This is a genomic window from Pseudomonas sp. QE6, assembly GCF_041379005.1.
Taxonomy (GTDB): Bacteria; Pseudomonadota; Gammaproteobacteria; order Pseudomonadales; family Pseudomonadaceae; genus Pseudomonas.
The window spans coordinates 1,388,378-1,414,701 of sequence record NZ_CP166873.1 but is presented as its reverse complement, the minus strand read 5'-3'; the positions used below and the strand labels follow the sequence as shown (position 1 = coordinate 1,414,701).

General features: G+C 66.3%; 23 protein-coding genes and 1 tRNA gene. 6 read left to right on the top strand and 18 right to left on the bottom strand.

All coding sequences use genetic code 11. The features are described from left to right. Position 1: 1 nt before the first annotated feature. A complete protein-coding gene (locus ACAW63_RS06390) occupies positions 2 to 1,240 on the bottom strand; it encodes a sterol desaturase family protein (protein WP_371232477.1) in 1,239 nt (412 codons plus the stop codon). 141 nt (positions 1,241 to 1,381) lie between these two features. On the opposite strand from ACAW63_RS06390, the gene elbB reads away from it, so the two are divergent. Next, entirely contained in the window at positions 1,382 to 2,035 is a 654-nt protein-coding gene (gene elbB, locus ACAW63_RS06385) for an isoprenoid biosynthesis glyoxalase ElbB (protein ID WP_371232475.1), read from the top strand. Positions 2,036 to 2,175: 140 nt separating this feature from the next. On the opposite strand, the gene ACAW63_RS06380 is transcribed toward elbB, so the two are convergent. From ACAW63_RS06380 to ACAW63_RS06360, 5 genes are all read right to left on the bottom strand, one after another. After that, positions 2,176 to 2,646: a YaiI/YqxD family protein gene (locus tag ACAW63_RS06380; RefSeq protein ID WP_275609705.1), complete on the bottom strand. Its 471-nt coding sequence runs from the start codon at positions 2,644 to 2,646 to the stop codon at positions 2,176 to 2,178. A 72-nt stretch (positions 2,647 to 2,718) separates the two neighbouring features. After that, the gene (locus tag ACAW63_RS06375) at positions 2,719 to 4,620 is read right to left on the bottom strand and encodes an FTR1 family protein (RefSeq protein ID WP_371232473.1); all 1,902 of its coding nucleotides are present in this window, start codon (positions 4,618 to 4,620) and stop codon (positions 2,719 to 2,721) included. 128 nt (positions 4,621 to 4,748) lie between these two features. Then, on the bottom strand, positions 4,749 to 5,378 hold the full coding sequence (locus ACAW63_RS06370; RefSeq protein WP_371232471.1) for a LysE family transporter: 630 nt from the start codon (positions 5,376 to 5,378) through the stop codon (positions 4,749 to 4,751). A gap of 169 nt (positions 5,379 to 5,547) precedes the next feature. Beyond that, the gene (locus ACAW63_RS06365; protein ID WP_371232469.1) at positions 5,548 to 6,306 is read right to left on the bottom strand and encodes a TerC family protein; all 759 of its coding nucleotides are present in this window, start codon (positions 6,304 to 6,306) and stop codon (positions 5,548 to 5,550) included. Between the two features lie 107 nt (positions 6,307 to 6,413). After that, complete coding sequence (locus ACAW63_RS06360) at positions 6,414 to 8,324, bottom strand: ATP-binding cassette domain-containing protein (RefSeq protein WP_371232467.1); 1,911 nt, start codon at positions 8,322 to 8,324, stop codon at positions 6,414 to 6,416. A gap of 47 nt (positions 8,325 to 8,371) precedes the next feature. On the opposite strand from ACAW63_RS06360, the gene ACAW63_RS06355 reads away from it, so the two are divergent. Beyond that, positions 8,372 to 8,836: a TIGR02444 family protein gene (locus tag ACAW63_RS06355; RefSeq protein ID WP_371232465.1), complete on the top strand. Its 465-nt coding sequence runs from the start codon at positions 8,372 to 8,374 to the stop codon at positions 8,834 to 8,836. A 3-nt stretch (positions 8,837 to 8,839) separates the two neighbouring features. Here ACAW63_RS06355 and ACAW63_RS06350 read toward each other — a convergent pair whose 3' ends face one another. Beyond that, entirely contained in the window at positions 8,840 to 10,096 is a 1,257-nt protein-coding gene (locus ACAW63_RS06350; protein WP_371232463.1) for an AlgP family protein, read from the bottom strand. Positions 10,097 to 10,223: 127 nt separating this feature from the next. On the opposite strand from ACAW63_RS06350, the gene ACAW63_RS06345 reads away from it, so the two are divergent. Further along, complete coding sequence (locus ACAW63_RS06345; RefSeq protein ID WP_371232461.1) at positions 10,224 to 10,874, top strand: FKBP-type peptidyl-prolyl cis-trans isomerase; 651 nt, start codon at positions 10,224 to 10,226, stop codon at positions 10,872 to 10,874. 58 nt (positions 10,875 to 10,932) lie between these two features. Here ACAW63_RS06345 and rsd read toward each other — a convergent pair whose 3' ends face one another. Together rsd and ACAW63_RS06335 are read right to left on the bottom strand one after the other, a co-directional pair. Further along, positions 10,933 to 11,400 carry a sigma D regulator gene (gene rsd, locus ACAW63_RS06340; RefSeq protein WP_275609698.1) on the bottom strand — a complete coding sequence of 156 codons (468 nt, stop codon included), beginning with the start codon at positions 11,398 to 11,400 and terminating at the stop codon, positions 10,933 to 10,935. 254 nt (positions 11,401 to 11,654) lie between these two features. Then, entirely contained in the window at positions 11,655 to 12,137 is a 483-nt protein-coding gene (locus tag ACAW63_RS06335) for a disulfide bond formation protein B (RefSeq protein ID WP_275609697.1), read from the bottom strand. Positions 12,138 to 12,251: 114 nt separating this feature from the next. On the opposite strand from ACAW63_RS06335, the gene ACAW63_RS06330 reads away from it, so the two are divergent. Beyond that, entirely contained in the window at positions 12,252 to 13,337 is a 1,086-nt protein-coding gene (locus ACAW63_RS06330; protein ID WP_371232459.1) for a sorbosone dehydrogenase family protein, read from the top strand. A 245-nt stretch (positions 13,338 to 13,582) separates the two neighbouring features. On the opposite strand, the gene ACAW63_RS06325 is transcribed toward ACAW63_RS06330, so the two are convergent. The 6 genes from ACAW63_RS06325 to ACAW63_RS06300 all read right to left on the bottom strand — a co-directional run bounded on the left by ACAW63_RS06325 (position 13,583) and on the right by ACAW63_RS06300 (position 19,580). Beyond that, entirely contained in the window at positions 13,583 to 14,815 is a 1,233-nt protein-coding gene (locus tag ACAW63_RS06325) for a heme biosynthesis HemY N-terminal domain-containing protein (protein WP_371232457.1), read from the bottom strand. Further along, the gene (locus tag ACAW63_RS06320; protein WP_371232455.1) at positions 14,812 to 15,921 is read right to left on the bottom strand and encodes a uroporphyrinogen-III C-methyltransferase; all 1,110 of its coding nucleotides are present in this window, start codon (positions 15,919 to 15,921) and stop codon (positions 14,812 to 14,814) included. Before ACAW63_RS06320 ends, ACAW63_RS06325 begins: the two co-directional genes overlap by 4 nt. A 15-nt stretch (positions 15,922 to 15,936) precedes the next feature. Continuing rightward, positions 15,937 to 16,707: a uroporphyrinogen-III synthase gene (locus ACAW63_RS06315; protein WP_371232453.1), complete on the bottom strand. Its 771-nt coding sequence runs from the start codon at positions 16,705 to 16,707 to the stop codon at positions 15,937 to 15,939. Further along, positions 16,704 to 17,645: a hydroxymethylbilane synthase gene (gene hemC / locus ACAW63_RS06310; RefSeq protein ID WP_371232451.1), complete on the bottom strand. Its 942-nt coding sequence runs from the start codon at positions 17,643 to 17,645 to the stop codon at positions 16,704 to 16,706. Before hemC ends, ACAW63_RS06315 begins: the two co-directional genes overlap by 4 nt. 113 nt (positions 17,646 to 17,758) lie before the next feature. Further along, positions 17,759 to 18,505 carry an alginate biosynthesis regulator AlgR gene (algR, locus tag ACAW63_RS06305; protein WP_275609691.1) on the bottom strand — a complete coding sequence of 249 codons (747 nt, stop codon included), beginning with the start codon at positions 18,503 to 18,505 and terminating at the stop codon, positions 17,759 to 17,761. 4 nt (positions 18,506 to 18,509) lie between these two features. Continuing rightward, the gene (locus ACAW63_RS06300; protein WP_371232450.1) at positions 18,510 to 19,580 is read right to left on the bottom strand and encodes a sensor histidine kinase; all 1,071 of its coding nucleotides are present in this window, start codon (positions 19,578 to 19,580) and stop codon (positions 18,510 to 18,512) included. Between the two features lie 231 nt (positions 19,581 to 19,811). Between ACAW63_RS06300 and argH the strand changes: the two genes are divergently transcribed. After that, positions 19,812 to 21,206, top strand: a complete 1,395-nt coding sequence (argH, locus tag ACAW63_RS06295; protein WP_371232448.1) for an argininosuccinate lyase — start codon at positions 19,812 to 19,814, stop codon at positions 21,204 to 21,206. Here the strand turns inward: argH and ACAW63_RS06290 are convergent. The 3 genes from ACAW63_RS06290 to gabD all read right to left on the bottom strand — a co-directional run bounded on the left by ACAW63_RS06290 (position 21,203) and on the right by gabD (position 25,589). Then, positions 21,203 to 22,429, bottom strand: a complete 1,227-nt coding sequence (locus ACAW63_RS06290) for an HDOD domain-containing protein (RefSeq protein ID WP_371232446.1) — start codon at positions 22,427 to 22,429, stop codon at positions 21,203 to 21,205. The two genes, argH and ACAW63_RS06290, sit on opposite strands and share 4 nt — an antisense overlap. A gap of 225 nt (positions 22,430 to 22,654) precedes the next feature. Next, positions 22,655 to 23,935 carry a 4-aminobutyrate--2-oxoglutarate transaminase gene (gene gabT, locus ACAW63_RS06285; RefSeq protein ID WP_275609687.1) on the bottom strand — a complete coding sequence of 427 codons (1,281 nt, stop codon included), beginning with the start codon at positions 23,933 to 23,935 and terminating at the stop codon, positions 22,655 to 22,657. A gap of 202 nt (positions 23,936 to 24,137) precedes the next feature. Then, complete coding sequence (gene gabD, locus ACAW63_RS06280) at positions 24,138 to 25,589, bottom strand: NADP-dependent succinate-semialdehyde dehydrogenase (protein ID WP_275609686.1); 1,452 nt, start codon at positions 25,587 to 25,589, stop codon at positions 24,138 to 24,140. 658 nt (positions 25,590 to 26,247) lie between these two features. On the opposite strand from gabD, the gene ACAW63_RS06275 reads away from it, so the two are divergent. Next, positions 26,248 to 26,324, top strand: a tRNA-Arg gene (locus ACAW63_RS06275).

Below are 26,324 nucleotides of genomic sequence, written 5' to 3'. Positions count from 1 at the left end.
GTCAGGCGGCCAGGGTCAGCCGCTCGGCGCGCCGCAGACCGAGCAGCCCGATCAGGCTCCCCAGCGTGTAGAACGCCAGCGCCCAAGGCGTCCACTGCGGCAGCTCAATCCCACCCCACAGCGCCAGTGCCGCCAGCGCCGGCACGTTGAGCGCCAGGCGCAGCACTTCCATGCGCAGCGCCCAGGCGCGGTTCTCCAGCCAGCAGCCGATGGCGTAAAGCCCGAAGGCCATCCAGCTCCAGCCGATCAGCAGCGGCAACACCTGCCAGCCTTCCCCCACGCCCAGCAGCCAGGTGCCGATCACCACGTAGGTCGCAAACTGCATACCGGCGTACCACTGCCTGCCCCGCGTGAGCGGCACCTCGAACTTGCGGAAAGCCGCCAGGTCCGGCTTGGCCATGGGATAGCGCTGGGCGACGTCCTCCGGGCGCCAGCCGGTACGCATGAACCAGATGCGCAGCTTGTCCCGGACGCTGCCGGCGCGGCGCGCATCGTTCCACAGGTGCGCGTAGACCTGCAGGTTGGCCCACAGTGGGTTCCAGCTGGCCAGCGGCACGCTCACGCCGAACACCACCGGCTCCTCGTCCAGCTCCTCCTGGAAGGTGCCGAACAGACGGTCCCAGAGGATGAACACGCCGCCGTAGTTGCGATCCATGTACACCGGGTTCTGCGCGTGGTGCACGCGATGGTTGGACGGGGTGATGAAGACCCACTCGAACACGCCGAGCTTGGGAATGTGCCGGGTGTGCACCCAGAATTGATACAGCAGGTTCAGCGCGCCGACGCTGAGGAACACCAGCGGCGGCACGCCGGCCACCGCCATCGGCAGGTAGAAGATCCAGCCGAAGATGAATCCGGTGCTGGTCTGGCGCAACGCCGTGGAGAGGTTGTACTCCTCGCTCTGGTGGTGCACCGAATGCGCCGCCCAGAGCACATTGCGCTCGTGGCCCAGGCGGTGGTTCCAGTAGTAGCAGAAGTCGTAGAAGACAAAGGCGAAGGCCCAGACCGACAGGCTCCCCGCCGACAGCTCGAACAGTGCAAGCTGTTGCCAGGCCAGGGTGTAGGTCACCACCGCGAGCCCCTTGCTCAGCAGTCCGCTGGTGGTGGACAGCACCCCGGCGCTGAGGCTGTTCAGCGCATCGCTCAGGCGATAGGTGCTGATGCCCCGCCAGCGGTCCGCGAGCAACTCGATCGCGATCAGGAGGAAAAAGAAGGGTACGGCGAAGAGGATGTAGTTCATGGCGCGGCCGAGTCGTTATGCTTGTGGGTAAGGCCCTGGTTTCATCGATCCTAGCCTCTTGCCCCGCGCCGGCCCCGACCGCCGGCGACAACCCGGGCGGCATATCGCGACACGCCCGGCACCCTCGAACAGGAGCAGTCCATGCAGAAGAAAGTTGCCGTCATCCTCTCCGGCTGTGGCGTCTACGACGGCGCTGAGATCCACGAAAGCGTGATCACCCTGCTGCGCCTTTCCCAGCGCGGCGCGAAGGTGCAGTGCTTCGCCCCCAACATCGCCCAGCACCACGTGCTCAACCACCTGACCGGCGAGGAGATGGCCGAGAGCCGCAACGTGCTGGTGGAGTCCGCGCGCATCGCCCGTGGCGAGGTGAAGGACGTTCGCGAAGCCAGGGTCGAGGACTTCGACGCGCTGCTCATCCCCGGCGGCTTCGGCGCCGCGAAGAACCTCAGCGACTTCGCCTTCAAGGGCGACCAGTGCGAAGTGCAACCGGACGTGCTGGCCCTGGCCAAGGCCTTCGCCGCGGCGAAGAAGCCGGTCGGCCTGATCTGCATCGCTCCGGCCATGGCCGCGCGCATCTACGGCGCCGGCGTGGAATGCACCATCGGCAATGATGAAGGCACCGCCCAGGCGCTGACCCGCATGGGCGCCAAGCACATCGACTGCGCCGTGGAAGACATCGTCGAGGACAAGGACCACAAGCTGGTCACCACCCCGGCCTACATGCTGGCGCAGTCCATAGCCGAGGCCGCCAGCGGGATCAACAAGGCGGTGGATCGGGTGCTGGAGCTGGCCTGAAGCCATTGAGCGTCGAATGAGCAAGCTCGCTCCTACGAAGAGCGGATGCCCCCCGTAGGAGCGAGCTTGCTCGCGAACCGATGCCACACCGATCTGCCCATTGAAATAAAAACGCCCGGCAATGCCGGGCGTTTTCATGTTCAGGCCTTGCGACTCTCCGCCTCGCGCATCAACCGCGTCAGCAGCCGATCCAGGCCATTGGCGAAGGCCTGCCGGTCCTTGTCGCCGTAGGGCGCCTGCCCTCCCCCCACCTGCCCCTGCTCGCGCAGGTCGGTGAACAGGTTGCGCACCGCCAGGCGCTCGCCCATGTTCTTCTCGTCGAACTCGCGGCCGCGCGGGTCGAGGGCATCGACGCCCTTCTTCACCAGCCGGTCGGCCAGCGGCACGTCGCTGCAGATCACCAGGTCACCCGGCTCGGCCTGCTCCACCAGGTAGTCGTCGGCGGCGTCCATTCCGCTGGGCACGACGATCAGGCTGACGCAGGCGAACGGCGGCTTGGCCACGGGTTGGCCGGCGACCATCACCACCTCCAGCTTGCGCTTGAGGGCGAACTTCGCCACCAGGTCCTTGGCCGCGCGCGGGCAGGCGTCGGCATCGATCCAGATACGCATCAGGAAAACCTTCCTTCGAAAAGCACGACGGCCAGTATCGCACTGGCCGTCGTGAAGCGCGTGGTCATCGCATCAGGAGGAGGCGATGCTCTCCGCCTTGCGACGCTCGCTGAGGTAGCTGCGGCCGTAGAACAGGGCCACCGCCAGCAGCGCTACGGTCTGGGCCGACAGCGAGTAGGCGTCGGCCTTGATGCCGAGCCAGTCGAAGTCGAAGAACGGCACCGGGCGGGTACCGATCACCCCGGCTTCCTGCAGGGCGACCACGCCATGGCCGGCGAAGACCACCGACAGGGCGCAGAGCAGCGCGGCGTTGACGGTGAAGAACAGCTTCAGCGGCAGCCTGGCCGAACCACGCAGGATCACCCAGGCGATGCCGACCAGGACCACCACGGCAGTGCCCGCACCGGCGATCACCGCGTTGTGCCCGGCCGGGCCGGCCTGCAGCCAGAGGGTCTCGTAGAACAGGATGACTTCGAACAGCTCGCGGTACACCGAGAAGAACGCCAGCACGGCGAAGCCGAAGCGGCCACCGCCGCCGACCAGGCTGCTGCGGATGTAGTCCTGCCAGGCAGCGGCGTGGCGCCGGTCGTGCATCCACACGCCGAGCCAGAGCACCATCACGCAGGCGAACAGCGAGGTGAAGCCCTCCATCAGCTCGCGCTGGGCGCCGCCGATGTCGATCACGTAGGCGGCCACGGCCCAGGTGGCGAAGCCGGCGACGAAGGCCAGGCCCCAGCCGAAATGCACACCGCGCACGGCCTTCTCCTGCCCGGTGTTGCGCAGGAAGGCGAGGATGGCGGCCAGCACCAGGATCGCTTCCACGCCCTCGCGCAGCAGGATCAGCAGGGCCGAGACGAAGCTGATGGAGAAGCTCAGCGAGTCGCCGCTCAGGGCCTTGGCAGCCGCGGCCAGCTTGGCCTTGGCCAGTTCCAGCTGCTGGGCCACTTCGCCTTCCGACAGGCCGTCACGCAGGGCCTGACGGTAGGCCATCAGCTGCTTCTCGGTGGCCTTGCGCAGGTCGGCGTCGACGTTGTCCAGCGAGCTTTCCACCAGCTCGAAGCCTTCCAGGTAGGCCGCCACGGACAAGTCGTAGGCCTGGTCGTGGTCGCCTGCGCGATACACGGCGAAGCTCTTGTCCAGGGTCGCGCTGGTGTAGTCGATCTGCTGCGCAGGGCCGCGGTGCTCCAGCGGCGGATGGGCGCGCAGGGCGCGGAAGCTTTCCGCTGCGGCCTCGCCATCGCGCTCGGCGACTTCGGCCGGGGTCTGGGTCGCCAGGGTACCCAGCGGGTAGGCATGGGCTGGATCGGCCTTGGCCTGGCCGGCGCTGAGGCTCGCGACGTAGGCTGCCAGGTCCCAGCGCTGACGCTCGTCGAGCTGGTCAGCGAAGGCCGGCATGTCGGTGCCGGCGACACCCAGGCCGATGACGTTGTGCAGGTCATACAGGCTCAGGTGATCCAGGCGCGCGCGGTCGGTCAGGTTGGCCGGCGGCGGCTCCAGGCCGATGCCCGCCGGGCCATCGCCCTTGCCGGCGTCACCGTGGCAGATCGAGCACTGCTGGGCATAGGTCTCGGCGGCGCGGGACGGATCCGGCGTGATCGCCGGGGTCTGCACCACCTGGTAGATGTCCGCGACGCGCGCCTCCAGATGGCGCGCCTGCTGGGCGACCTGCGCACCGGGCTGGCGTTGCTCGATGGCCTGCCTGAGGGCTTCAGCCGCCTTCTCCAGGTCGGCACGCTCGGGGCGGGCCGGCAGGGCCAGGATCAGCGCATGGAGATTGCCGACGAATTCCAGCTGCTCCTTGTACTCGCTGGCGTCGACGATCTGGCCGTCGGCAACGGTCGCCGGGTAGTCGGCGGCGAGATAGCTGAGCAGGTGAAGGGCTTGCGAGGGGTCGACAACCGTGTCGGCATGAGCTCCAAGGCTGAAAAGGCCGAGCAGCGGCAACAGCCAGACGAGAAGTTTGGAGGGTTGCATAGCGGAAGCTAAATGAGAATGAATGAGGTTAAATTGTCACCTCAGGTTTCCATCTATGCAAGGACAATGTCCCACGACACGGCGCCCGATGAGTCTTTGACGACACCGCGGGCGCGCTGCAAACGCCCTCAGGCCGGGGCGCGGCGGACGGTGGCGAGCAGCGTGGCAGCGCCCACGAAGAGGGTAGCGAAGGTGCGGTTCATCACCTTCTGCTGACGCGGCGAACGCAGGGCGCGCAGCACTCGGGCCGCCAGACCGGTGTAGCCGGCCATGACGATCAGGTCGACGGTGATCATGGTGACGCCCATGATCAGGTACTGGATTGCCATCGGCCGGTGCGGATCGACGAACTGCGGCAGCACCGCGAGCATGAAGATCACCGCCTTGGGGTTGCTGGCATTGACCAGGAAGCCGCGCAGCACCAGGGACAGCGGCCGGCCGATCGGGCGCTCGCCACCCGCGTCCATCGCCTGCGGCGGCGAGGTCCATTGGCGGTAGGCGAGGTAGACCAGGTAGACCACGCCGAACCACTTGATCGCGCTGAAGGCGAGCGCGGAGGCGGACAGCAGCGCCCCCACGCCGGCGGCGACCACGGCGATCTGCAGGGCCAGTCCGATTTGCAGCCCCAGGGCGTTCCAGTAACCACGCCAGAAACCGTATTGCAGGCCGCAGGACATCGAGGCGATGGCCCCGGCGCCGGGCGACAGGCTGATCACCCAGCAGGCGATGAAGAAGGCGAACCAGGTACTGGCGAGCATCTCGAACCTCACGGCGCCCGAGCGAGCGCAATATCTTGTTACGGGCAGCCAGTGTGCCCTAGTCCCGGCGCGCCGCCCAGTGCCGCCGACGAAGGTCGCATTCCTCCTCGCTCCTGCGAAAAACAAAAAGCCCGGCACGAAGCCGGGCTTTTTCATCGACACGGAGCGATCAGCTCGGCACATCCTTGCGCAGCTTCACCGGCTCTTCGCCACGCTTGCGCGCCATGGCGCCGCGCAGGCGGATGTTGATTGCCTCCACCGCCAGCGAGAAGGCCATGGCGAAGTACACGTAGCCCTTCGGCACGTGGATTTCGAAGGCCTCGGCGATCAGCACGGTGCCGACCACGATGAGGAAGGACAACGCCAGCATCTTCAGCGACGGGTGCTTGTCGATGAAGGCACTGATGGTCCCGGCCGAGAGCATCATCACGCCGACCGAGATGACGATGGCGGCGATCATCACCGGCACGTGCTGCACCAGACCCACGGCGGTGATCACCGAGTCCAGGGAGAACACGATGTCGATGATCGCGATCTGGATGATGATGCCCATGAAGCCGCGCGCCTTGCCGCCCTGCTGCTCGCCGTCTTCCGCGCCCTCCAGGCTGTGGAAGATTTCCATGGTGCTCTTGAACAGCAGGAACAGGCCGCCGAAGAACAGGATCAGGTCGCGCCCGGAAATGCCGTGGTCGAACAGGGTGAACAGGTCGGCGGTCAGGCGCATCACCCAGGTGATCGACAGCAGCAGCAGGATGCGCGTGCCCATCGCCAGCGCCAGGCCGAAGAAGCGCGCCTTGGGTTGCTGGGCGACCGGCAGGCGGCTGACCAGGATCGAGATGAAGATGATGTTGTCGATGCCCAGCACGATTTCCAGGGCAGTCAGGGTCAGAAAGGCAACCCAGATCTCGGGGCTAGTGAGCCATTCCATAGTGGGGGACGTCCGTCAGTGGGGGTGGGAAGATTCGGTCCGCGCCAGCGCGGATGGATTTCTGGAAAACAGCTTGGACGCCTGCCGCAACGCAGCAGGCCCCTCCATCACTCGCTGGCCTCGAGCTGGCGCTGCAGCTCTTCGAGGGTTTCCAGCGCCATCAGCCAGCCTTCTTCCAGTTCGCTTTCGCGCGCCTTGAGGGTGGACTGACGGGCCAGCAGGTCACGCAGTTCATCCTTGCGCGCGGCTTCGTAGAGCGCGCTGTCGCCCAGGCGCTCCTCGATCTCGGCGAGCTGTTCGTGGACCTTGCCCAGCTCCTTTTCCAGCTTTTCCGCCTCGCGCTTGTGCGGTGCCAGTTGCTGACGCAGTGCGGCGGCGGCCTGGCGCTGGGCGCGCTTGTCGGTCTTGTCGCCGGCCGGTGCGGCAGGCGCGGATGGCGCCTGGCGGGCACGGAAATCCACCAGCCAGCGGGCGTAGTCGTCGAGGTCACCGTCGAACTCGCGGATGCACCCATCGGCCACCAGCAGGAACTCGTCGGTGGTGCTCTTGAGCAGGTGACGATCGTGGGACACCACCACCACGGCACCAGAGAATTCCTGCAGCGCCAGGGTCAGCGCCAGGCGCATTTCCAGGTCGAGGTGGTTGGTCGGTTCGTCGAGCAGCAGCAGGTTGGGCTTCTGCCAGGCGATCAGCGCCAGGGCCAGACGCGCCTTCTCGCCACCGGAGAAATTCACCACCGGTTCGTCGCAACGATCACCGCGGAAGTCGAAGCCGCCGAGGAAGTCGCGCAGGGTCTGTTCGCGCTCGGCCGGCGCGATGCGCGCCAGGTGCAGCAGCGGGCTGGCCTTGGGGTCGAGCGAGTCGAGCTGGTGCTGGGCGAAGTAGCCGATGGCGAGGTTCTCGCCACGGCTCAGTTCACCGGACAGCAGCGACAGGTCGCCGGACAGGGTCTTGATCAGGGTCGACTTGCCCGCGCCGTTGGGGCCGAGCAGGCCGATGCGCGCGCCGGGCACCAGCTGCAGTTTCACCTTCTCCAGCACGGCTTTTTCGCCATAGCCAAGGCGCGCTTCGGACAGGTTCAGCAGCGGGCTGGAAATCTTGTCGGACTCGCGGAAGGCAAAGTCGAACGGCGAGTCGACGTGGGCCGGCGCCAGTTCTTCCAGGCGCTCCAGCGCCTTGATCCGGCTCTGCGCCTGGCGGGCCTTGGTGGCCTGGGCGCGGAAGCGGGCGATGTACTTTTCCATGTGCGCGCGCTGCGCCTGCTGCTTCTCGTACGCCTGTTGCTGCTGGGCGAGACGTTCGGCGCGGGTGCGCTCGAAGGCCGAATAGCCGCCGCGGTACAGGGTCAGCTTGCGCTGTTCGAGATGGGCGATGTTGTCCACCACGGCGTCAAGGAAATCTCGGTCGTGGGAGATCAGCAGCAGCGTGCCCGGGTAGCCCTTGAGCCACTCTTCCAGCCAGAGGATGGCGTCGAGGTCGAGGTGGTTGGTGGGTTCGTCGAGCAGCAGCAATTCGGACGGGCACATCAGCGCCTGCGCCAGGTTCAGGCGCATCCGCCAGCCACCGGAGAAGTCGCCGACGCGGCGGTCCATCTGCTCGGGCGTGAAGCCCAGGCCGGCCAGCAGCTTGCGCGCACGGGCGTCGGCGGTATAACCGTCGGCGCTGTCCAGCTCGCTGTGCAGGCGCGCCAGGGCGGTGCCATCGTGGGCCTGTTCGGCCGCGGCGAGGTCCGCCTGGATCTTGCGCAGGTGCACGTCGCCATCGAGCACGTAGTCGACGGCGAGGCGGTCGAGGGTATCGACTTCCTGGCGCATGTGCGCGATGCGCCAGTCGGCCGGCAGGTAGCAGTCGCCGGCGTCCTGGCCGAGTTGGCTGCGCAGCAGGGCGAACAGGCTCGACTTGCCGGCGCCGTTGGCGCCGATCAGGCCGACTTTCTGTCCGGCATGCAGGGTGAGTTCGGCACCTTCCAGCAAGCGCTGGGGGCCACGCTGTAGCGTAAGATTTTGTAGTCGAATCATGGCGGCGGAGTTTATCAGCTTCGCCTGGCAATCGCTGTGGGTGGTCTATGTCTGATGATGTCTGGTCGTATGCGCTGAAACTCTACGCCCGCCCTGGGGTTGAGCCGGCTTGCCTGGCCTTGCAGGAAGCGGGGGCGGACGTCTGCCTGGCGCTCGCGGCGGCCTGGCTGGGCAGCGCGGGCGTGGCCTTCTCGCAGGCGAGGATGGATGCGCTGGACAGTGTGGCGCAGGACTGGCGCGAAGACGTGATTGTGCCGCTGCGTTCGTTGCGTCAGCGTTGGCGGGAAGCGGCGAAGCAGGATACGGAACTGGCGCCGCTGCGCGAGCGAATCAAGCAGCTCGAACTGGAAGCGGAAAAGGTGCTGCTGGAGCGACTGGAAAGCGTGGCGAAGGATTGGCCACGGGGTAATGCGGAAGACTTGTCGCGCTGGCTGGAAGCAGCGACGGGTGATGCGGGCAGCTTGCGCCGCGATGCGCGGGAGACCCTGCGCACCGCGGCGAGCCTCTCCTGAGCCTTAGGAAGCGCTGGAGGAGGTGCTGCTGGTGGTGGCCGGAGCTGCCGGTGCCGGTGCCGGAGTGGCGCTGGCGGCAGGAGCAGCGGCAGGAGCAGCCGGTGCGGTCGGTTGAGCAGCCGGTGCGGCAGGCGCTACCGGAGCGGCAGGCTTGGCGGCAACAGGCTTGGCAGCCGGTTTGGCTGCGGGCTTGGCGGCCGGTTTGGCTGCGGGCTTCGCAGCAGCAGGCTTGGCGGCCGGTTTGGCAGCGGGCTTCGCAGCAACAGATTTAGCAGCCGGCTTGGCGGCAGGCTTCGCAGCGGTAGCTTTGGCAGCCGGTTTTGCAGCGGGCTTCGCGGCAGCAGCTTTGGCGGCAGGCTTCGCAGCGGCAGCTTTGGCAGCAGGCTTGGCGGCAGCAGTTTTAGCAACCGGTTTTGCAGCGGGCTTCGCGGCAGCAGCTTTGGCAGCCGGCTTGGCGGCGGGCTTCGCAGCAGCAGCTTTGGCAGCCGGCTTGGCGGCGGGCTTCGCGGCAGCAGCTTTGGCGGCCGGTTTGGCGGCGGGCTTCGCAGCAGCAGCTTTGGCGGCCGGCTTGGCGGCGGGCTTCGCAGCAGCAGCTTTAGCGGCCGGTTTGGCGGCGGGCTTCGCAGCAGCAGCTTTAGCGGCCGGCTTGGCGGCGGGCTTCGCAGCGGCAGCTTTGGCAGCCGGCTTGGCGGTGGGTTTCGCAGCGGCAGCTTTGGCAGCCGGCTTGGCGGCGGGTTTCGCAGCGGTAGCTTTGGCAGCAGGCTTGGCGGCGGGCTTCGCAGCAACAGCTTTGGCAGCAGGCTTGGCGGCGGGCTTCGCAGCAACAGCTTTGGCAACCGGCTTGGCCGCGGCGGCCGGCTTGCGGCTGGCCAGGGACTTGCCTGCGGCTTCCTTCACCTTGGCCACGCCCTGGGCCAGCTTCAGGCTCTCCTGTACGTCGCGCTTGAGGTTGGCGATGTAGGCACGGGTTTCGGTCTGACGGGCCTTCAGGGTATCCAGCGCTTCGTCCAGCTCAGCGATGGCGGACTTCGCCTTGGCCTGGGCCTTGGTCTTACCCTCTTTGGTGGCGTCCTGCAGTTTGGTGCGTGCGTTGTGCAGCTTCTCTTGTGCCTTGCCGCGTTGTTTCTCGAGCTTGGCGAGGAGCTTTTCTGCGTCGACGAGGGCCTGCTTGCAGGCACCTTCGAGGTGATCGATCAGGCTGTGGGACAACTGCTGCAGCAGGTGCAAAGGGGTAGTGACAGGTTTCTTGTTGGCCGACATGACGTGCCTCCTGGCGGACGTGGTTGCGCCCATACTAGCCCCGTCGGAAGCGGCTCGCCACTGTCCTGATTGAGCTGGAGCCCGCGCCGGGCATAATCTCCAGCGGATTTCACCGCCGAGAGAACTCATGCATCGTCTTGCCCTGCTCTGCTTGCTGGTCACTCCTCTGATGGTCAGCGCCGCACCTCCCAAGGACGAACTGGCCTACAGCCTGGGCGTGCAACTGGGCGAACGACTGCATCAGGAGGTCCCGGATATCGCCATCGGCGACCTGCTGGAAGGCCTGCGCCAGAGCTATCGCGGCGAGCCGCTGGCACTGCCGCAGGAGCGCATGGCGACTGTGCTCAGCGCCCATGATCAGCCGCAGCAAGGTACCCCAGCAGCCACCGCTTCCGCCGACTCCGCCAGGGCTGCGGAGAAGCGTTTTCTGGTCAACGAAAAGGCGCGCTACGGCGTTCGTGAATTGCCGGGCGGGGTACTGGTCAGCGAGCTGAAAAGCGGACACGGCAACAGCAATCCGCAACTGCGCGAGGCACGGGTGAACTACACCGGCAGCCTGGCGGATGGCAGCCAGTTCGATGCCAGCAGCTCACCGCAATGGTTCCGTCTGGATGCGGTCATTCCCGGTTGGCGTACGGCACTGCAGGCGATGCCTGTGGGTGCACGCTGGCGAGTGGTGGTGCCTTCGGCGCAGGCTTATGGCGCCGACGGGGCGGGCGACCTGATTCCGCCGTACGCGCCCCTGGTGTTCGAGATCGAGCTGCTGGAAAGTCGCTGAAAATAAAACGGCGCGATCGCTTCAAGCGCTCGCGCCGTCTTCACACCCGGTGCGTCGATCAGACCGTGGCGACGTTCTGTCCGTGAGCGTTGTGCAGCACTTCGATCAGGCAATCTTCCAGTTCGAAGCGTTCGTGCAGTTGCTGACGCAGGCTCTTCAGCTCGCTGGTGAGGCAGGTGCCTTCGCGGCAGTCGCCGTTGTCGCAGCGGTCGTTGAAGTTGAGTGCGTTGGCGGTGATGGTTTCGAGACGGGGATAAATCTGCTTGGCCAGTTCCAGACCCCGGGTGTCGCCGAAGGCCTGCGCTTCGTTCATCAACTGTTCGTAGACTTCGAAGTGCCCTGCCGACACGTAGTCGAGCAGGAGCTGGCAAAAGCTCTGCAGGGATTCGGCATTGGTCTTCGGCGCCTGGACACCGTCCAGGGAATCGAATGCCCGGACCAATTCATGTCGATCCCGCAGCCAGCGATCGATCAGCTGGTGTACGCCTCCCCAACGTTCCTGGGCATTACGGCAGCTCTCGAGCATGTTGTCCTCACTTCCCTTGTCGCCGTCCCGGCAATGTCCGCCCCGGGACAATATTCTGTCGAACCTCGGTACCCGCGTGATTGGTTTTCTTCGGCGGCGGCTTTCCGGCGGAATGGAAGTCCAGAGTATGCCCGCGCGATTTCGCCTTCAAGACACCGGCGCGCGGAAAATTCATACGAGCGTTTAATCGGAAGACCGCGGCCTCTCTGGCCTGCGCCAGACAGCGCAGGCCAGAGCAGAAAGGCCTGCGACGCTCAGCCGCGGCGGAAGAACTGGAAGATGGCGAACAGCGAGAAGGCGATGAAGGCGAGCAGGCTCCACTCCGGAATGCTCAGGCTGAGCAGGGTCCAGCTGACCTCGGCGCAGTCGGCCGAACCGTGGAACATGGTGTAGATGATCTTGGTGTAGGGCATGCTTTCGAGCATGTAGTCCAGCGGCGGCAGACACGCCGGCAACTGATCCGGCGGCAGGGTCTGCAGCCAGATCTGCCGGCCCGCGGTGCCGGCACCGGCCAGCGAGAAGAGCAGGATCAGCACCGAGTACAGCCGCGGAGCACGGCCATGCAGCCCGGCGATCAGGGCGAAGAGCCCGGCGCCGGCGAAGAAGATGCGCTGCAGGATGCACAGCGGGCAGGGCTCCAGCCCGACCACATATTGCAGGTAGAAGCCGGTGCCGAGCATGGCGGCGCAGGCGAGGAAGGCGAGGAAGAACAGGGAACGAGGGCTGGCCAGGTTCATGGCGGCTCCGCTGAATGGGCTGCTGCAGGAAGGGCGCTACGGTAGAGGAAAGACCGGCGCCGTTTCAAGGCGGCTGTCTACACTGCCGGTGGCACTCATCCGGGAATCCATGCCATGCGTCGTCCGCTGCCGCTTTTTGCGCTCCTGTGCCTGGTCAGTCTTCCGGCCTGCTCGGAGAGCTCCCTGGAACACATCCGACTGCCCGAGGGCTTCCACATCAGCCTGCTCACCGATCAGGTGCCCGGCGCGCGCGCCATGACCTGGGGCGATGCGGGCACCCTCTTCGTCGGCAGCACGAACGCCGGCAAGGTCTATGCGGTGCGTCCGGACGGCCGCGTCTCGGTGGTGGCGGAGAAGCTGAAGATGCCGGTGGGTGTCGCCTTCCACGAGGGCGACCTGTATGTCTCGGCCATCAGCCGCGTGGTGGTGCTGCGCGGCATCGAGCAGCACCTCGATAGCCCACTGGCTCCCGAGGAATTGCCCGCCCGGTTCCCGTCCGAGACGGCCCACGGTTGGAAGTTCATCGCCTTCGGGCCGGACGGCAAGCTCTATGTCCCGGTGGGCGCCCCCTGCAACCTTTGCCGCCCGGACCGCGAGCGCTACGCCAACCTGCAACGCATGAACACCGATGGCAGCACGCGAGAGGTGGTTGCCTACGGCATCCGCAACACCGTCGGCTTCACCTGGCATCCGCAGACGCACCAGCTCTGGTTCACCGACAACGGTCGCGACCTGCTCGGCGATGACCGGCCCGACGATGAGCTGAACACGATCAGCCGCGTCGGCGAGGACTTCGGCTACCCCGACTGCCACCAGGGCGACCTTGCCGACCCCGAGGAAGGCAGGACGCCCTGCTCCGCCTTCACGCCGCCGGTGGCCAGGCTCGGCCCGCACGTGGCGGCGTTGGGGCTGCGCTTCTACACGGGCGACCAGTTCCCGCCGGAGTACCGCAACAACCTGTTCATCGCCGAGCACGGCTCCTGGAACCGCAGCCGGAAGATCGGCTATCGCGTGGCCCGGGTCGAGCTCAACGAGGACGGCACGCTCAAGCGCCAGAGCGTGTTCGCCGAAGGCTGGCTGGATGCGGACGGCAAGGTACACGGCCGGCCGGTCGACGTACTGGTGGCGCCCGACGGCGCACTGCTGGTGAGCGACGACCAGAACGGAGCGATTTATCGCATCAGCTACGACAAGCCCTGAGAGCCTGCCCACGATCGGCTGCGCGTCGGCATAACTGCGTTAAAAACAGGCGAGAACTGCTCATTTACAACGCGTAGGACTCCGCGTCCTCGCCTGTTTGATTCGCTGGCGCTCACCCTTCGGGCCAGCCTGCGGCTGTTACTCCAGCTGGTGGTTGCGCCTTGTTCTGCTCTAGCTCGCGAGATCGTGAACAGGCTCTGAAAAACGAAAACGGCGCCCGCAGGCGCCGTTCTCTTGCAGCGGGGTCAGGCCCGAACCGCCACCGGCAACGAGGCCGACGGCGCCAGCAGGCCCAGGCCTTCCTGGAACAGCTGGTTGCTGCGTTCCACTTCGCCCAGCTGCGCCAGCAGACGCGCCAGCTCGGCGCAGGTCTCCGCGCTGCGCTGGCGAGCAAGGCTCGCCTCCAGATACTCGCGCGCCTTGCCCCACAGCTTGTTCTGCAGGCTCAGGCGACCAAGGGTGAGCAACAGTTCAGGATCATCTCCATGCTGCTTCAGCCAGCCTTCGGCGGTCTTCAACTGGTGCGCGCCATCGCGGCCACGGGCGCGGCCATACAGATACACCAGGCGGCTGTCGTAGCCTTCCTTGAGCGCCTTGCGCAGCACGTCCTCGGCCTCTTCCGGAGCGCCCAGGCGCAGCAACTGCTCGGCGTACGCAGCCACCAGCGGCGGCTGCGCGCGAAGATTGGACGGCACGTTCTGCCAGCGCTGGGTCAGCGGTTGCAGGCTGCTCTCACCCTGCCCCACGCCCCGCTCACCGGCCTCGGCAAGCGAAGCGATCCAGCTGCGGCGCTCCAGATCGGCCAGCTCGGCGTTCTGCAGCACGCGCTCCTTGCGCAGCTCGGGCAGCAACACGCAGAGGGCCTGCCAGTCATGCTGGCTGACGTACAGCTGCTGGAGCAGACGCAGCACGGTGGGATGACGCGGATGGTCCTGGTGCAGCTTGTCCAGCACCCCGCGTGCCTGGGCGACATCGCCCCGGTTGATCAGCAACTGGGCGCGGGTCAGGCCCACGGCCAGCTCGGCGCCCGGCTCACGCTTCAGGGCGTGGTCGAGCAGCTCATCGCACTCTTCTGTCTTGCCAAGCTCGTTGGCCGCGCGGGCGGCGCCCAGAAAGTGCGGCAGCGGACGCTCGCTCAGTTCGGCGGCGCGGCGCAGGTGACGCAGCGCCTGCTGCCAGTGTCCCTCGGCGAGGTCGCGCTGGCCGTTCTCCTCGGCCAACAGCGAACGGCGACGACGGTTGAAGCGCGACCAGGGATTGACCACTCGCCCGGAGACACCCAGCAGACGCATCACCAGCCGCACCGCCAGGTAGAGCGCCCAGAGCACCACCAGCAGGGCGAGGAAGGTCCAGAGGCTGGACTCGTAGCGGAAGCTCTTGTAGGCGATCAGCACATAGCCGGACTGTTCGGCGACGGCCAGCCCGATAAGGGTGGCGGCCAGCACGACGGCCAGGATCAGTACATAGACGCGACTCATGGCTGGGCCCCCGCGTCAGGCGCGACGGTTTCCTGCTGCGCGGCAGCGGCGTCGCGGCGTGCGAGGTAGGCCTGCAGCGAGCTGAGGGCGGGGCCCAGGTCCGGCGTCTGCACGGTCACGGCCTGGCCGCCCAGTTCGTCGAGGCGGGTCGCCAGGGCGCGGCTGTCGGCAAGGTCGGCGTTGAAGAAGTCGCCAACGATCTGCCGGGCCTGTTTCAGCGCCTGCTGGTAGACCTCCTGCTTGCCGTTCAGGGCCGCCCACTGTGCCTGTTCCAGCGCCAGGCTGAGGGCCAGGCGCACGCGGTCGAGCTGCTGGCCGGAGAGCAGCGGGCGGATGTCCTGGCCGGCGTTGAAATCGATGCGGACGTAGCGCGAGATGCGCTCCCACCACTGGTCCCAGGTGCTGCTGCCGTCGCCCCAGGCAGTGCTGGCGACGGAGCCGCTGTCGTCGGCCTTGAAGGCCGGGTTGAGCGGCTGCAGTTGCGCGGCCTGGTCACGCAGGGCGCCCAGTTGCAGGAACAGCCCGGTGCGGTCCGGACGCGGCAGGCTGCGCAGCGCTTCCAGGCTCTTGGCCAGTTGCGCGCGGGCCGCGAAGGCACCCGGATCGTTCTGCAGGCGCAGGATATCGTCGGCACCCTGCACCAGCTCGGTCGCGCTATCGATGTCCTGCAGCGCGGACAGGCGCAGCGCGGCCAGACGCAGCAGGTGTTCGGCCTCCGCCAGGCGCCACTGCTGGCGGCTCTGGCCCAGCACCTGCTTGAGCTGCTTGGACAGCTGCTGCTGATCGCCCTGCAGCTCCACCACCAGGCGCCGGCGGGCCTCGAGCTCATCGGCGGTCGGCAAGGCATCCAGGCGCTTGTTCAGCTCGCTGTTGCTGTTCTGCACGCTCTGCGCCTGCCCGCGCGCATCCTCCAGCTGGGCAGCGCGCTGCTGCTCGGCAGCCTTCAACTGCTGGACTTGCCAGATACCCCAGCCGCCCGCGGCGAGGCCGGCGGCGCCGACCAGCAGGGCCAGCAGGGCAATGCCGGTGCCGCCCTTGCGCGGTACAGGCTCACGGGCCGGATTGGTCGGAGTGGGAGTCTCTTGGGGAGTGACGGCTTCGCTCACAGATCCATCCTTCGCTCAGAAATTGTTCTTGTCGGCGCTTCGCAGCGCCTCCATCAGTGCCGCAGCGCTGGCGCCCCGACAATCGATCACCCGCTGCGCGCCCAGCTCGCGGGCCTGCTCGGCCACGCGCGGACTGGGCACGAACAGTGGCAACGCACTCACCTGCGGCCAGTCCTGCCCCGCCAGGTGATGCAGAAACTCCAGCCCCTGCCCGCTGCTGACCGCCACGGCATTCAGCTGTTCTTCCCGGATGCGCCTCGGCAGTTCACCCGGGGGATAGGACGGCAACTCGCGCCGGTAGAGTTCCAGATAGTCGACCGCCACGCCTTGGCCGCGCAGGCAATCGGCGAGGAATTCTCGGCCACCTTCGCCGCGCAGGATCAGCACCTTCGGATCATGCACCTGCAAGGCCTGCTCCAGCGCCGGCAACCTCAGCAGCGCCTCGCTGTCGTCGCCGTCCGCCGGGTAGTGCACGGTCAGGCCGTAGTCTTCGAGGATAGCCGCGGTCGCCGCCCCCACGCTGAACCAGCTCTGGGTCAGCGGCGGCTGCGGCCAGTAGCGGTCCAGCCGCTCAAGGCCCAGGCGCGCCGCCGGTTTGCTGACCACGATAACCGCGCAGTAGCGGTCCAGGTCAAGGATCAGGCTGCGCTCGGCCGGCGACTCCTCCCGCGGGACTATCGCCAGCAACGGCAGACTGGCGCTGTGGACGCCCGCCTCGGCAAGGCTGGCGGCCAGTGCCGCGCACTCCTCCTCGGGGCGGGTCAGCAGCAGCCGCCAGCGGCTCACGGGTGACCGGCCTCGCCGTACACCGCCGTGAGGATTTCCTGGGCGCCCTGCTCCAGCAGGTCTTCGGCCACCTTCACGCCGAGCGCTTCGGCGTCGGCCCGCGAGGCGCGCGCTTCGGCGCGCAGCAGCTGCGAGCCATCGGGCTGGCCGACCAGGCCACGCAGCCACAACTGGTCGCCTTCGAGGATCGCGTAGCAGGCGATCGGCACCTGGCAGCCGCCGTTGAGGCGCTTGTTCAGGGCACGTTCGGCAGTGACGCGTACAGCGGTTTCGGCGTGATGCAGCGGCTTGAGCAGCGCATGGATTTCGCTGTCGGCGGTACGGCACTCGATGCCCACCGCGCCCTGACCGCCCGCCGGCAGGCTGGCTTCGACGCTGATGGAGGAGCGGATGCGAGCTTCGAAGCCGAGACGGATCAGGCCGGCGGCGGCGAGGATGATGGCGTCGTATTCGCCGGCGTCGAGCTTGGCCAGACGGGTGTTGACGTTGCCGCGCAGGAAGCGGATCTGCAGGTCCGGACGGCTGGCCAGCAGCTGCGCCTGGCGGCGCAGGCTGGAGGTGCCGACCACGCTGCCGGCGGGCAGCTCATCGAGGCTGGCGTAGGTGTTGGAGACGAAGGCGTCGCGCGGGTCTTCGCGCTCGCAGATGCAGTACAGGCCCAGGCCTTCGGGAAAGTCCATCGGCACGTCCTTCATGGAGTGCACGGCGATATCCGCCTCGTTCTCCAGCAGCGCGGTCTCCAGCTCCTTGACGAACAGACCCTTGCCGCCAATCTTCGCCAGCGGCGCGTCGAGCAGCTTGTCGCCGCGACTGGTCATCGGCAGGAGGGTTACGACCAGGCCGGGATGGGCCTGTTCCAGGCGGGCCTTGACGTATTCGGCCTGCCACAGGGCCAGCGCGCTCTGACGCGTGGCGATACGGATTTCGCGAGAAGACATGGGCATTTCCGTGCAATGGAAGCGTGCAAGAGATTGCCCGCATCATAACAGCTCGCGCGCGCAGAAACCCGGGCGGCGGGCCCAGGCTTCAGGCGGAATGCGGCACTGTGTCGCTACAGGTTATGCATGAGTCGCCGTACGCCCGCGACATGCCGGCGGCTGACGGTCAGGGCATCGCCATTGAGCCCCTTGAGGTACAGCTGGAAGTGCCCCAGCGGGGTGCGCTGCAGACGCTCGATACGCTCGCGGGAGACCAGCGCGTTGCGGTGGATACGCACGAAGCGCTCGCCGAACTCATCCTCCAGCGCCTTCAGTGGCTCATCCAGCAGCACCTCGCCACCGGCGTGGCGCAGGGTCACGTACTTGTGGTCGGCGATGAAGAAGATCACTTCTTCCAGCGGAATCAGTTCGATGCCTTTGCGGGTCCGCGCGCTGATGTGGCTGCGCGGACCGGGACCGCCGGCCGCCGGGGGCTTGGTCAGCGCCGCCAGTTGCACGCGGTTGGGCCGCGAGGCCTTCTTCAGGGCGTCGGCTAGGTCCTCGCTGCGGACCGGTTTGACCAGATAGCCCACCGCGCTGACCTGGAACGCTTCCAGGGCGAATTCATCATGGGCGGTGCAGAAGATCACCGCCGGAGGGGCTTCACGCTCGCACAGCTTGGCCGCCACCTGAAGCCCGTCCAGGCCGGGCATGCGGATATCCAGCAGGACGATATCCGGCTTCAGGCTGTCGATCAGCGTCAGCGCTTCTTCACCATTGCTGGCCGAGGGCTCCAGGACGCGATAGCCGTCCATTTGCCCTACCAGCCGGGCCAGGCGCTCTCGCGCCAGGGGTTCGTCATCGACGATCAGGACATTCATAAGCTCAGGCTTCCTGCATGAGACGCGCACATGGATAGCGTAGACAGGTGTAGTGCCGTCCGTCACGGCGCTCGACGCTGAGACTAGCTTTTGGCCCGAAAAGTGCCGCAAGTCTCGCCGCAATATTTTGCAGCGCCTGCTTGGTCCCCTTCGTGGGCAACGTCTGCGTCGACTCGTCGTACGGGTTGCTCACGCAGAGCTGGAACACACCGTCACGGTAGTCCGCCTCAACCTTCACCAGACCGCCCTCTATGCGCGGCTGGATGCCATAAATCAACGAGTTCTCCAGCAAGGGCTGCAACGTCAGCTGGGGGATCGGCACGCCATCGGGCACGCCGTCCACCTGCCAGTCCAGCTGCAAGCGGTTGCCAAGACGAAACTGCTCTATGGAAAGATAGCGTCTGGCCAACTCGAGTTCCTCCCCCCAGGAAATTAATGTTCCGGGTTTGGCCAGGCTGGCGCGGAACAGGTCCGACAGATTCAGCACCGCCTGCTCGGCCTTGCCTGGGTCGAGCTCGATCAGGCTGGCGATGCTGTTGAGGCTGTTGAACAGGAAATGCGGACGGATACGCGCCTGCAGCGACTCGATCCGTGCCCGCAGTTCGGCCTGTTCCTGGCGCCGCCATTGGCTCAGGAGATAAAAGTAGCGTAGCAACAGGGTGGACATGATGAGGGCGATCAACGCATGGCGCAGGTAAAGATTCACCTCGCCGACGCGGGACATCGGCCCGCCAAGGGAGAGATAATCGGCCGCCGCCGTGCAGGCGAGTGTCAGGGCCACTACCAGCGCACAGCTGATCACCCCGGCGCGCCAGGCGGGCCAGCGCGCCAGCAGCGGGCGCATCCGGCACAGCAGGCCGGCCGAGAGCAGTACGTTCCACTGCACGAAGAGCGAGATCAGCGACAGGCGCACCCAGTTGAAGCTCGGCGTCATCGGCTCGGCCAGCACGATCACCAGCACCAGCATCTCGGCCAGCACCACCAGGCTGAACAGCGCTTCGGGCTGGCACAGTTCGGGAATGAAGAAGTCGTCGTCGGGTGCCGGCCGGACGCCGGTCTTGGCAAGTATGGGCATCGACGCAGTTTCCGTAAGCGCCCGCACGGCGGCAAGCGCGGCGTGCGACCAGAACCGGGAAATGTCGGGCAGCGCAAGGATCGGCCGGGGCCGCGCTGCGATTCATCGCCGCTCCCCCACCCCCAACCGCCAAAGCGCCGCCGGTTTTGTGCTTCAGCCTGCTATTATCGTCGCACTTTGCCCTTCATGCAGGCCGCGCGCCGCGCCTGCCCGTTTCCGCGAGAGAGATCCATGAGCGTAGAGAAGACCAACCAGTCCTGGGGCGGCCGTTTCAGCGAGCCCGTCGATGCCTTTGTCGCCCGCTTCACCGCTTCCGTCGACTTCGACAAGCGCCTCTACCGCCACGACATCATGGGCTCCATCGCCCACGCCACCATGCTGGCCAAGGTCGGCGTGCTGACCGACGCCGAGCGCGACACCATCATCGATGGCCTGAAGCAGATCCAGAGCGAGATCGAGGCCGGCACCTTCGACTGGCGCGTCGACCTGGAAGACGTGCACATGAACATCGAAGCGCGCCTGACCGACCGCATCGGCATCACCGGCAAGAAGCTGCACACCGGCCGCTCGCGCAACGACCAGGTGGCCACCGACATCCGCCTGTGGCTGCGCGACGAGATCGACCTGATCCTCGCCGAGATCACCCGCCTGCAGCAGGGCCTGCTGGGCCTGGCGGACGCCGAAGCCGACACCATCATGCCCGGCTTCACCCACCTGCAGACCGCCCAGCCGGTGACCTTCGGCCACCACCTGCTGGCCTGGTTCGAAATGCTCAGCCGCGACTACGAGCGCCTGGTGGACTGCCGCAAGCGCGCCAACCGCATGCCCCTGGGCAGCGCCGCGCTGGCCGGCACCACCTACCCGATCGACCGGACCATCACCTGCGAACTGCTGGGATTCGAAGCGATCTCCGGCAACTCGCTGGACGGCGTGTCCGACCGTGACTTCGCCATCGAATTCTGCGCCGCCGCCTCCGTGGCGATGATGCACCTGTCGCGCTTCTCCGAAGAGCTGGTGCTCTGGACCAGCGCCCAGTTCCAGTTCATCGACCTGCCCGACCGCTTCTGCACCGGCTCCTCGATCATGCCACAGAAGAAGAACCCGGACGTGCCGGAGCTGGTTCGCGGCAAGTCCGGCCGCGTGTTCGGCCACCTCGCCGGCCTGCTGACCCTGATGAAGGGCCAGCCGCTGGCGTACAACAAGGACAACCAGGAAGACAAGGAACCGCTGTTCGACGCCGCCGACACCCTGCGCGACAGCCTGCGCGCCTTCGCCGACATGGTCCCGGCGATCAAGCCCAAGCGCGAGATCATGCGCGAAGCGGCCCGCCGCGGCTTCTCCACCGCCACCGACCTCGCCGACTACCTGGTGCGCAAGGGCCTGCCCTTCCGCGACTGCCACGAGATCGTCGGCCACGCGGTGAAATACGGCGTGGACAGCGGCAAGGACCTGGCCGAGATGAGCCTGGACGAGCTGCGCCAGTTCAGCGACCAGATCGGCGACGACGTGTTCGCCGTGCTGACCCTGGAGGGCTCGGTGAACGCCCGTGACCACATCGGCGGTACCGCGCCCAAGCAGGTTCGCGCCGCCGTCGTGCGTGGCAAGGAACTGCTCGCCGCGCGCTAAGCGTGATCGGCCGCGCCATCCGGCGCGGCCGCCTTCCTCAGCAGGCCCAGCTGCGCCGACGACAGTTGCAGCATGCGCACCGCCTTGTGCTCCGCCAGGCTCGGCAACTCGGCCTCCGGCAGACGCGCCGCATTGGCGGCCAGGTTGACGATCAATGCCTCGCGGCTGAGCACCCCGCCACTCAGGGCATAGGCCGCCGCGATCAGGTTGCGCAACTCCAGCGGCAGGCGCCAGCGGGTCCGCAACGCCGAACCAAAGCTCGCCCCATGCTCGGCCAGCGCCGCATCGACTTCACGCTCACTGAGTGCCCCGCCCGCACTACTCCAATCCTGCAGGCTGCGCAGCAACGCCAGGTCACCCAGGCAGTGCAGCAGGCCCGCCGTGAAGCAGCGGTCGGCGTCCGCGCCCAGCGACTCGGCCAGCGCAAAGGCGGCATCGGCACTGTGCTGCGAGAGCTGCCAGAAGCGCTCGGCGCGCTCCGTCAGCAACGGATCGTCCAGCGTCGCAGCACGCTGCAAGGCCACCGCCAGCATCAGGTTCAGGGCATGGGCCACACCCAGTCGCGACAAGGCCTGCAGAAGCGTCTGGCAGGGCATGCCGACGTGCCGGGCGGCACTGTTGGCGGCGGAGATCAGGCAGGCGGTGATCTGCGGATCATGGCCGAATTCCTGCTCGAGCATCTCCAGATTGATGTCGCTGGCCTCCATGCAGCGGTTCACCGCCTTGCCAACCTCGCCCATCAACGGCGCGCCATCGGTGGCGTCCCGCTCGGTCTGCAGGAAGCGCGCAAGCGACAGGCTCTGCTCCAGGGCCGGCAGCTCGCAGACGACGCTCTCACCCGGCACCAGCAGCACCGCCCGCAGGCGCGCGCGCAGATTCTCCGCGTTGTAAGGCTTCACCAGATAAGCCGTCGGCGCCAGCGGCAGCGCAGCGCGAACGCTGGCGGCGTCCGCCTTCGAGCTGATCAGGATGAAGGGCTGGGTCACCGATCCTCGGCGCAGGGCTCGGACCTGGCGCAGCAGCTCCAGGCCATCGCTGCCGGGCAGCTCCTGCTCGGCCAATACCAGGGCGAACGGCTGCCGCCGGCAGGCATCGATTGCCGCCAGTCCATCCTCGCAGAACTCCACACTGGCATCGCAGCGCACGCTGAGCACCAGCTGGCCCAGCAGTTCACGGCTCCAGGGATCGCTGGCCGCGACCAGCACGCCGGGAGATACACTCATCAATCACCTCGTTCGAAACGGACGCCAGACGCCGGCACGAACAACCGATCCAGAGCGTTCCCTGCCGGTTTGCGCGTCCTCGGATGTCGCCGGCCAATGGCCTACGAAATAACGCGCAGCGTAGTCCAAAGCCTAGGCGCTTTCCCATGAGTGCAATCAAATTCAGGCACAAAAAAAGGCCCGCTTTCGCGGGCCTTTTCATTACAGCGGCTAAACCGTCAAGGCTCAGGCCAGCTCGTCGAAGCACTCGGCCAGGATGGCCAGGCCCTTGTCCAGCTGGGCGTCCGGAATGGTTACCGGCATCAGGAAGCGGATGACGTTGTAGTAGGTGCCGCAGGAGAGCAGGATCAGACCTTTCTCACGGGCGCGAACCACGATCTTGCTGACCAGCTCGGCGGCCGGCTTGTTGTGGTCGCCGCCTTCGAACAGCTCGATGGCAACCATCGAACCCAGGCCACGAACGTCGCCGATCACCTTGTGCTTGGCCTGGATGTCGCGCAGACCAGCCTTCAGACGCTCGCCAACAGCCTGCGAACGCTCCAGCAGCTTCTCTTCTTCGAAGACCTTCAGCACGGCCAGGGCCGCGGCGCAGGCGATCGGGCTACCGGCGTAGGTGCCGCCCAGGCCGCCGGGAGCGATGGCGTCCATGATTTCGGCCTTGCCGGAAACGCCGGAGATCGGGAAACCGCCGCCAACGGACTTGGCGAAGGTGGTCAGGTCCGGAACGATGCCCAGTTGCTCGGTGGCGAAGAAGGTGCCGGTACGGCCAGCGCCGGTCTGTACTTCGTCAGCGATCAGCAGGATGCCGTGCTCGTCGCACAGGGCGCGCAGGCGCTGCATGAAGGACTTGGAGTTGACGTAGAAGCCACCCTCGCCCTGAACCGGCTCGATGATGATGGCAGCGATGTCGCGCGGCTGAGCATCGTTCTTGAAGATGCGCTCGATGCTGGCGATCGACTCGTCTTCGCTGATGCCGTGCAGTTCGCACGGAGCCAGGGCGCGGAAGATGCCGCCCGGCATCAGACCCATGCCAGCGGAGTACGGAACGACCTTGCCGGTCAGGCCCAGGGTCATCATGGTACGGCCGTGGTAGGCACCGGTGAAGGCGATCACGCCAGCGCGGCCGGTGGCGGCACGGGCGATCTTGACGGCGTTCTCAACGGCTTCGGAGCCGGAGGTGACCAGCAGGGTCTTCTTCGGGAAGTTGCCCGGAACGCGCTTGGCAATCTCTTCGGCCAGCTCGATGTAGGGCTCGTACGCCAGCACCTGGAAGCAGGTGTGGGACAGCTTGGTCAGTTGTTCCTGAACGGCGGCAACCACTTTCGGGTGCAGGTGGCCGGTGTTCAGTACTGCGATGCCGCCGGCGAAGTCGATGTACTCACGACCTTCGACGTCCCACACGGTGGAGTTCTCGGCGCGCTCGGCGACGACCGGGTGGATCTGGCCTACACCGCGCGGTACGGCGGCCTGACGACGTTGCAGCAGGGATTCGTTGGTTTTGCTCATAGCTTCCTCAGTGGCCGCTCATCGGGCGACCGGATCAAAGGATGAAAGCGGGGAGAAGCCACACACGACAGCATACGATGATCGACTGTCGCGGCACTTGCGGCCCGCCGGACGGGTTGTCCGGTGCTACCACCGGAAAACGCCGGCGCGAAGGTGGCTGTCAGCTCTTGCCTGCCACCCGCGCGCCCACGGAAAAACGGAATCAGATACCGCCGAGGCAGAGGTACTTGATCTCGAGGTAGTCCTCGATGCCGTACTTCGAACCTTCGCGGCCCAGGCCCGAAGCCTTGATACCGCCGAACGGCGACACTTCGTTGGAGATCAGGCCGGTGTTGATGCCCACCATGCCGTATTCCAGTTGCTCGGCCACGCGGAACACGCGGGCCAGGTCACGGGCGTAGAAGTAGGAGGCCAGGCCGAACTCGGTGTCGTTGGACATGGCGATGACTTCGGCCTCGTCCTTGAAGCGGAACACCGGCGCCAGCGGGCCGAAGGTTTCGTCCTTGGACACCAGGGCGCTCTTCGGTACGTCGACCAGGATGGTCGGCTCGAAGAAGGTGCCACCCAGGGCGTGCGGCTTGCCGCCGGCGAGGACCTTGGCGCCTTTGGAAACGGCGTCGGCGATGTGCTCCTCGACCTTGGCAACCGCCTTGGAATCGATCAGCGGACCGGTGGTGATGCCCTGCTCCAGGCCGTTGCCGATGTTCAGCTTGGCCACGGCAACCTTCAGCTTCTCGACGAAGGCATCGTACACGCCGTCCTGTACGTACAGGCGGTTGGCGCAGACGCAGGTCTGGCCGTTGTTGCGGTACTTGGAGATCAGCGCACCTTCGACAGCGGCGTCCAGGTCGGCATCGTCGAACACGATGAAGGGAGCGTTACCGCCCAGCTCCAGGGACACCTTCTTGATGTCCTTGGCGCATTCGGCCATCAGCTGGCGACCGATTTCGGTCGAGCCGGTGAAGGTCAGCTTGCGCACGATCGGGTTGCTGGTCAGCTCACCGCCGACTTCGCCGGCGCTGCCGGTGACGACGCTGAACACACCCTTCGGAATACCGGCGCGCTCGGCCAGCTCGGCCAGGGCCAGGGCGGAGTACGGGGTCTGCGAAGCGGGCTTGAGCACCATGGTGCAGCCAGCGGCCAGGGCCGGGCCGGCTTTACGGGTGATCATCGCGGACGGGAAGTTCCACGGGGTGATAGCCGCGGTCACGCCGATCGGCTGCTTGATCACGATGATGCGCTTGTCGGGCTGGTGGCCCGGAATGGTGTCGCCGTAGATGCGCTTGGCTTCTTCGCCGAACCACTCGAGGAAGGAGGCGGCGTAGGCGATCTCGCCCTTGGCTTCGGCCAGCGGCTTGCCCTGCTCGATGGTCATCAGGCGAGCCAGGTCGTCCTGGTTCTCGATCATCAGGTCGAACCACTTGCGCAGCTTGTTGGCGCGCTCCTTGGCGGTCAGCGCACGCCAGGCCGGCAGGGCCTTGTCGGCGGCTTCGATGGCGCGACGGGTCTCGGCGGCGCCCATCTTCGGCACGGTGCCGATGATCTCGTTGGTGGCCGGGTTGTTCACCTTGATGGTCTGGCCGTTGTCGGCGTCGACCCAGGAACCGTCGATGTAAGCCTGTTGACGGAACAGCTTGGCATCATTGAGTTGCATGACCTGTCTCCTTTCGAGGAAAGCCTGTGGACGGCGGGTCTACCTCGAGTCCCCACCTGTCTTGTTGTCTGGAATGGAGAGACCGCAGTCCCTACCGTTCATTCACCCCGACCGATCCATGTCGGTGCCAGGGGCGAAGGTCGCCACAGCAAGGGGCGACGCCAGGCGAACGGCTCTTAGTTCGCTCGGCATGCGGACACGAAAAAACACAGACGGGGTCATTGCCCGGTCTGGTCCAGTTCGCTCACGCACGGATTCCTGGATTGAGTCCAAGAAGACGTCTGCCCTACAACCTTCCGGTACGCTGATCGACGGAAGCCGCACAGGGACCTGCTGCCAGTGAAGACAAGCGGTTGGCACAACGGAAGAATGTCATCCCGCAGGCTGTTGGCCGGCTGGTGTGATGCCAATTCTCCGGTCTCCTGTTGTTGTGATGGGGAGGCGTTTGAAATCTCAAACGAATCCTAGGGCCCTCAACCGCAAAGGGCAAGAGCTTGTTCGACAAAACCCACGAAGGTATCCGATGGCAGAGCCTTTTCGGAGCATTTCTACCGACAGGCGGCACTTTTCGTTCGATATCATGAACGAGCGTACTGCTATTGGACGCCCAAGCCCGAGATGCGTATGATTGCCGCCTGCCGCGCCAGGCGCGGCATACGCATCCGTAGCTCAGCTGGATAGAGTACTGCCCTCCGAAGGCAGGGGTCGTGGGTTCGAATCCCGCCGGATGCGCCA

Coding starts and splice junctions, on each gene's coding strand:
- ACAW63_RS06330 (WP_371232459.1), top strand. CDS start 12,252: ATGCGTCGTCCGCTGCCGCTTTTTGCGCTCCTGTGCCTGGTCAGTCTT.
- ACAW63_RS06365 (WP_371232469.1), bottom strand. CDS start 6,306: ATGGAATGGCTCACTAGCCCCGAGATCTGGGTTGCCTTTCTGACCCTG.
- ACAW63_RS06350 (WP_371232463.1), bottom strand. CDS start 10,096: ATGTCGGCCAACAAGAAACCTGTCACTACCCCTTTGCACCTGCTGCAG.
- ACAW63_RS06345 (WP_371232461.1), top strand. CDS start 10,224: ATGCATCGTCTTGCCCTGCTCTGCTTGCTGGTCACTCCTCTGATGGTC.
- ACAW63_RS06335 (WP_275609697.1), bottom strand. CDS start 12,137: ATGAACCTGGCCAGCCCTCGTTCCCTGTTCTTCCTCGCCTTCCTCGCC.
- ACAW63_RS06370 (WP_371232471.1), bottom strand. CDS start 5,378: ATGCTCGCCAGTACCTGGTTCGCCTTCTTCATCGCCTGCTGGGTGATC.
- rsd (WP_275609698.1), bottom strand. CDS start 11,400: ATGCTCGAGAGCTGCCGTAATGCCCAGGAACGTTGGGGAGGCGTACAC.
- ACAW63_RS06300 (WP_371232450.1), bottom strand. CDS start 19,580: ATGCCCATACTTGCCAAGACCGGCGTCCGGCCGGCACCCGACGACGAC.
- hemC (WP_371232451.1), bottom strand. CDS start 17,645: ATGTCTTCTCGCGAAATCCGTATCGCCACGCGTCAGAGCGCGCTGGCC.
- argH (WP_371232448.1), top strand. CDS start 19,812: ATGAGCGTAGAGAAGACCAACCAGTCCTGGGGCGGCCGTTTCAGCGAG.
- gabT (WP_275609687.1), bottom strand. CDS start 23,935: ATGAGCAAAACCAACGAATCCCTGCTGCAACGTCGTCAGGCCGCCGTA.
- ACAW63_RS06355 (WP_371232465.1), top strand. CDS start 8,372: ATGTCTGATGATGTCTGGTCGTATGCGCTGAAACTCTACGCCCGCCCT.
- ACAW63_RS06290 (WP_371232446.1), bottom strand. CDS start 22,429: ATGAGTGTATCTCCCGGCGTGCTGGTCGCGGCCAGCGATCCCTGGAGC.
- ACAW63_RS06360 (WP_371232467.1), bottom strand. CDS start 8,324: ATGATTCGACTACAAAATCTTACGCTACAGCGTGGCCCCCAGCGCTTG.
- ACAW63_RS06390 (WP_371232477.1), bottom strand. CDS start 1,240: ATGAACTACATCCTCTTCGCCGTACCCTTCTTTTTCCTCCTGATCGCG.
- elbB (WP_371232475.1), top strand. CDS start 1,382: ATGCAGAAGAAAGTTGCCGTCATCCTCTCCGGCTGTGGCGTCTACGAC.
- ACAW63_RS06380 (WP_275609705.1), bottom strand. CDS start 2,646: ATGCGTATCTGGATCGATGCCGACGCCTGCCCGCGCGCGGCCAAGGAC.
- algR (WP_275609691.1), bottom strand. CDS start 18,505: ATGAATGTCCTGATCGTCGATGACGAACCCCTGGCGCGAGAGCGCCTG.
- ACAW63_RS06375 (WP_371232473.1), bottom strand. CDS start 4,620: ATGCAACCCTCCAAACTTCTCGTCTGGCTGTTGCCGCTGCTCGGCCTT.
- ACAW63_RS06325 (WP_371232457.1), bottom strand. CDS start 14,815: ATGAGTCGCGTCTATGTACTGATCCTGGCCGTCGTGCTGGCCGCCACC.
- gabD (WP_275609686.1), bottom strand. CDS start 25,589: ATGCAACTCAATGATGCCAAGCTGTTCCGTCAACAGGCTTACATCGAC.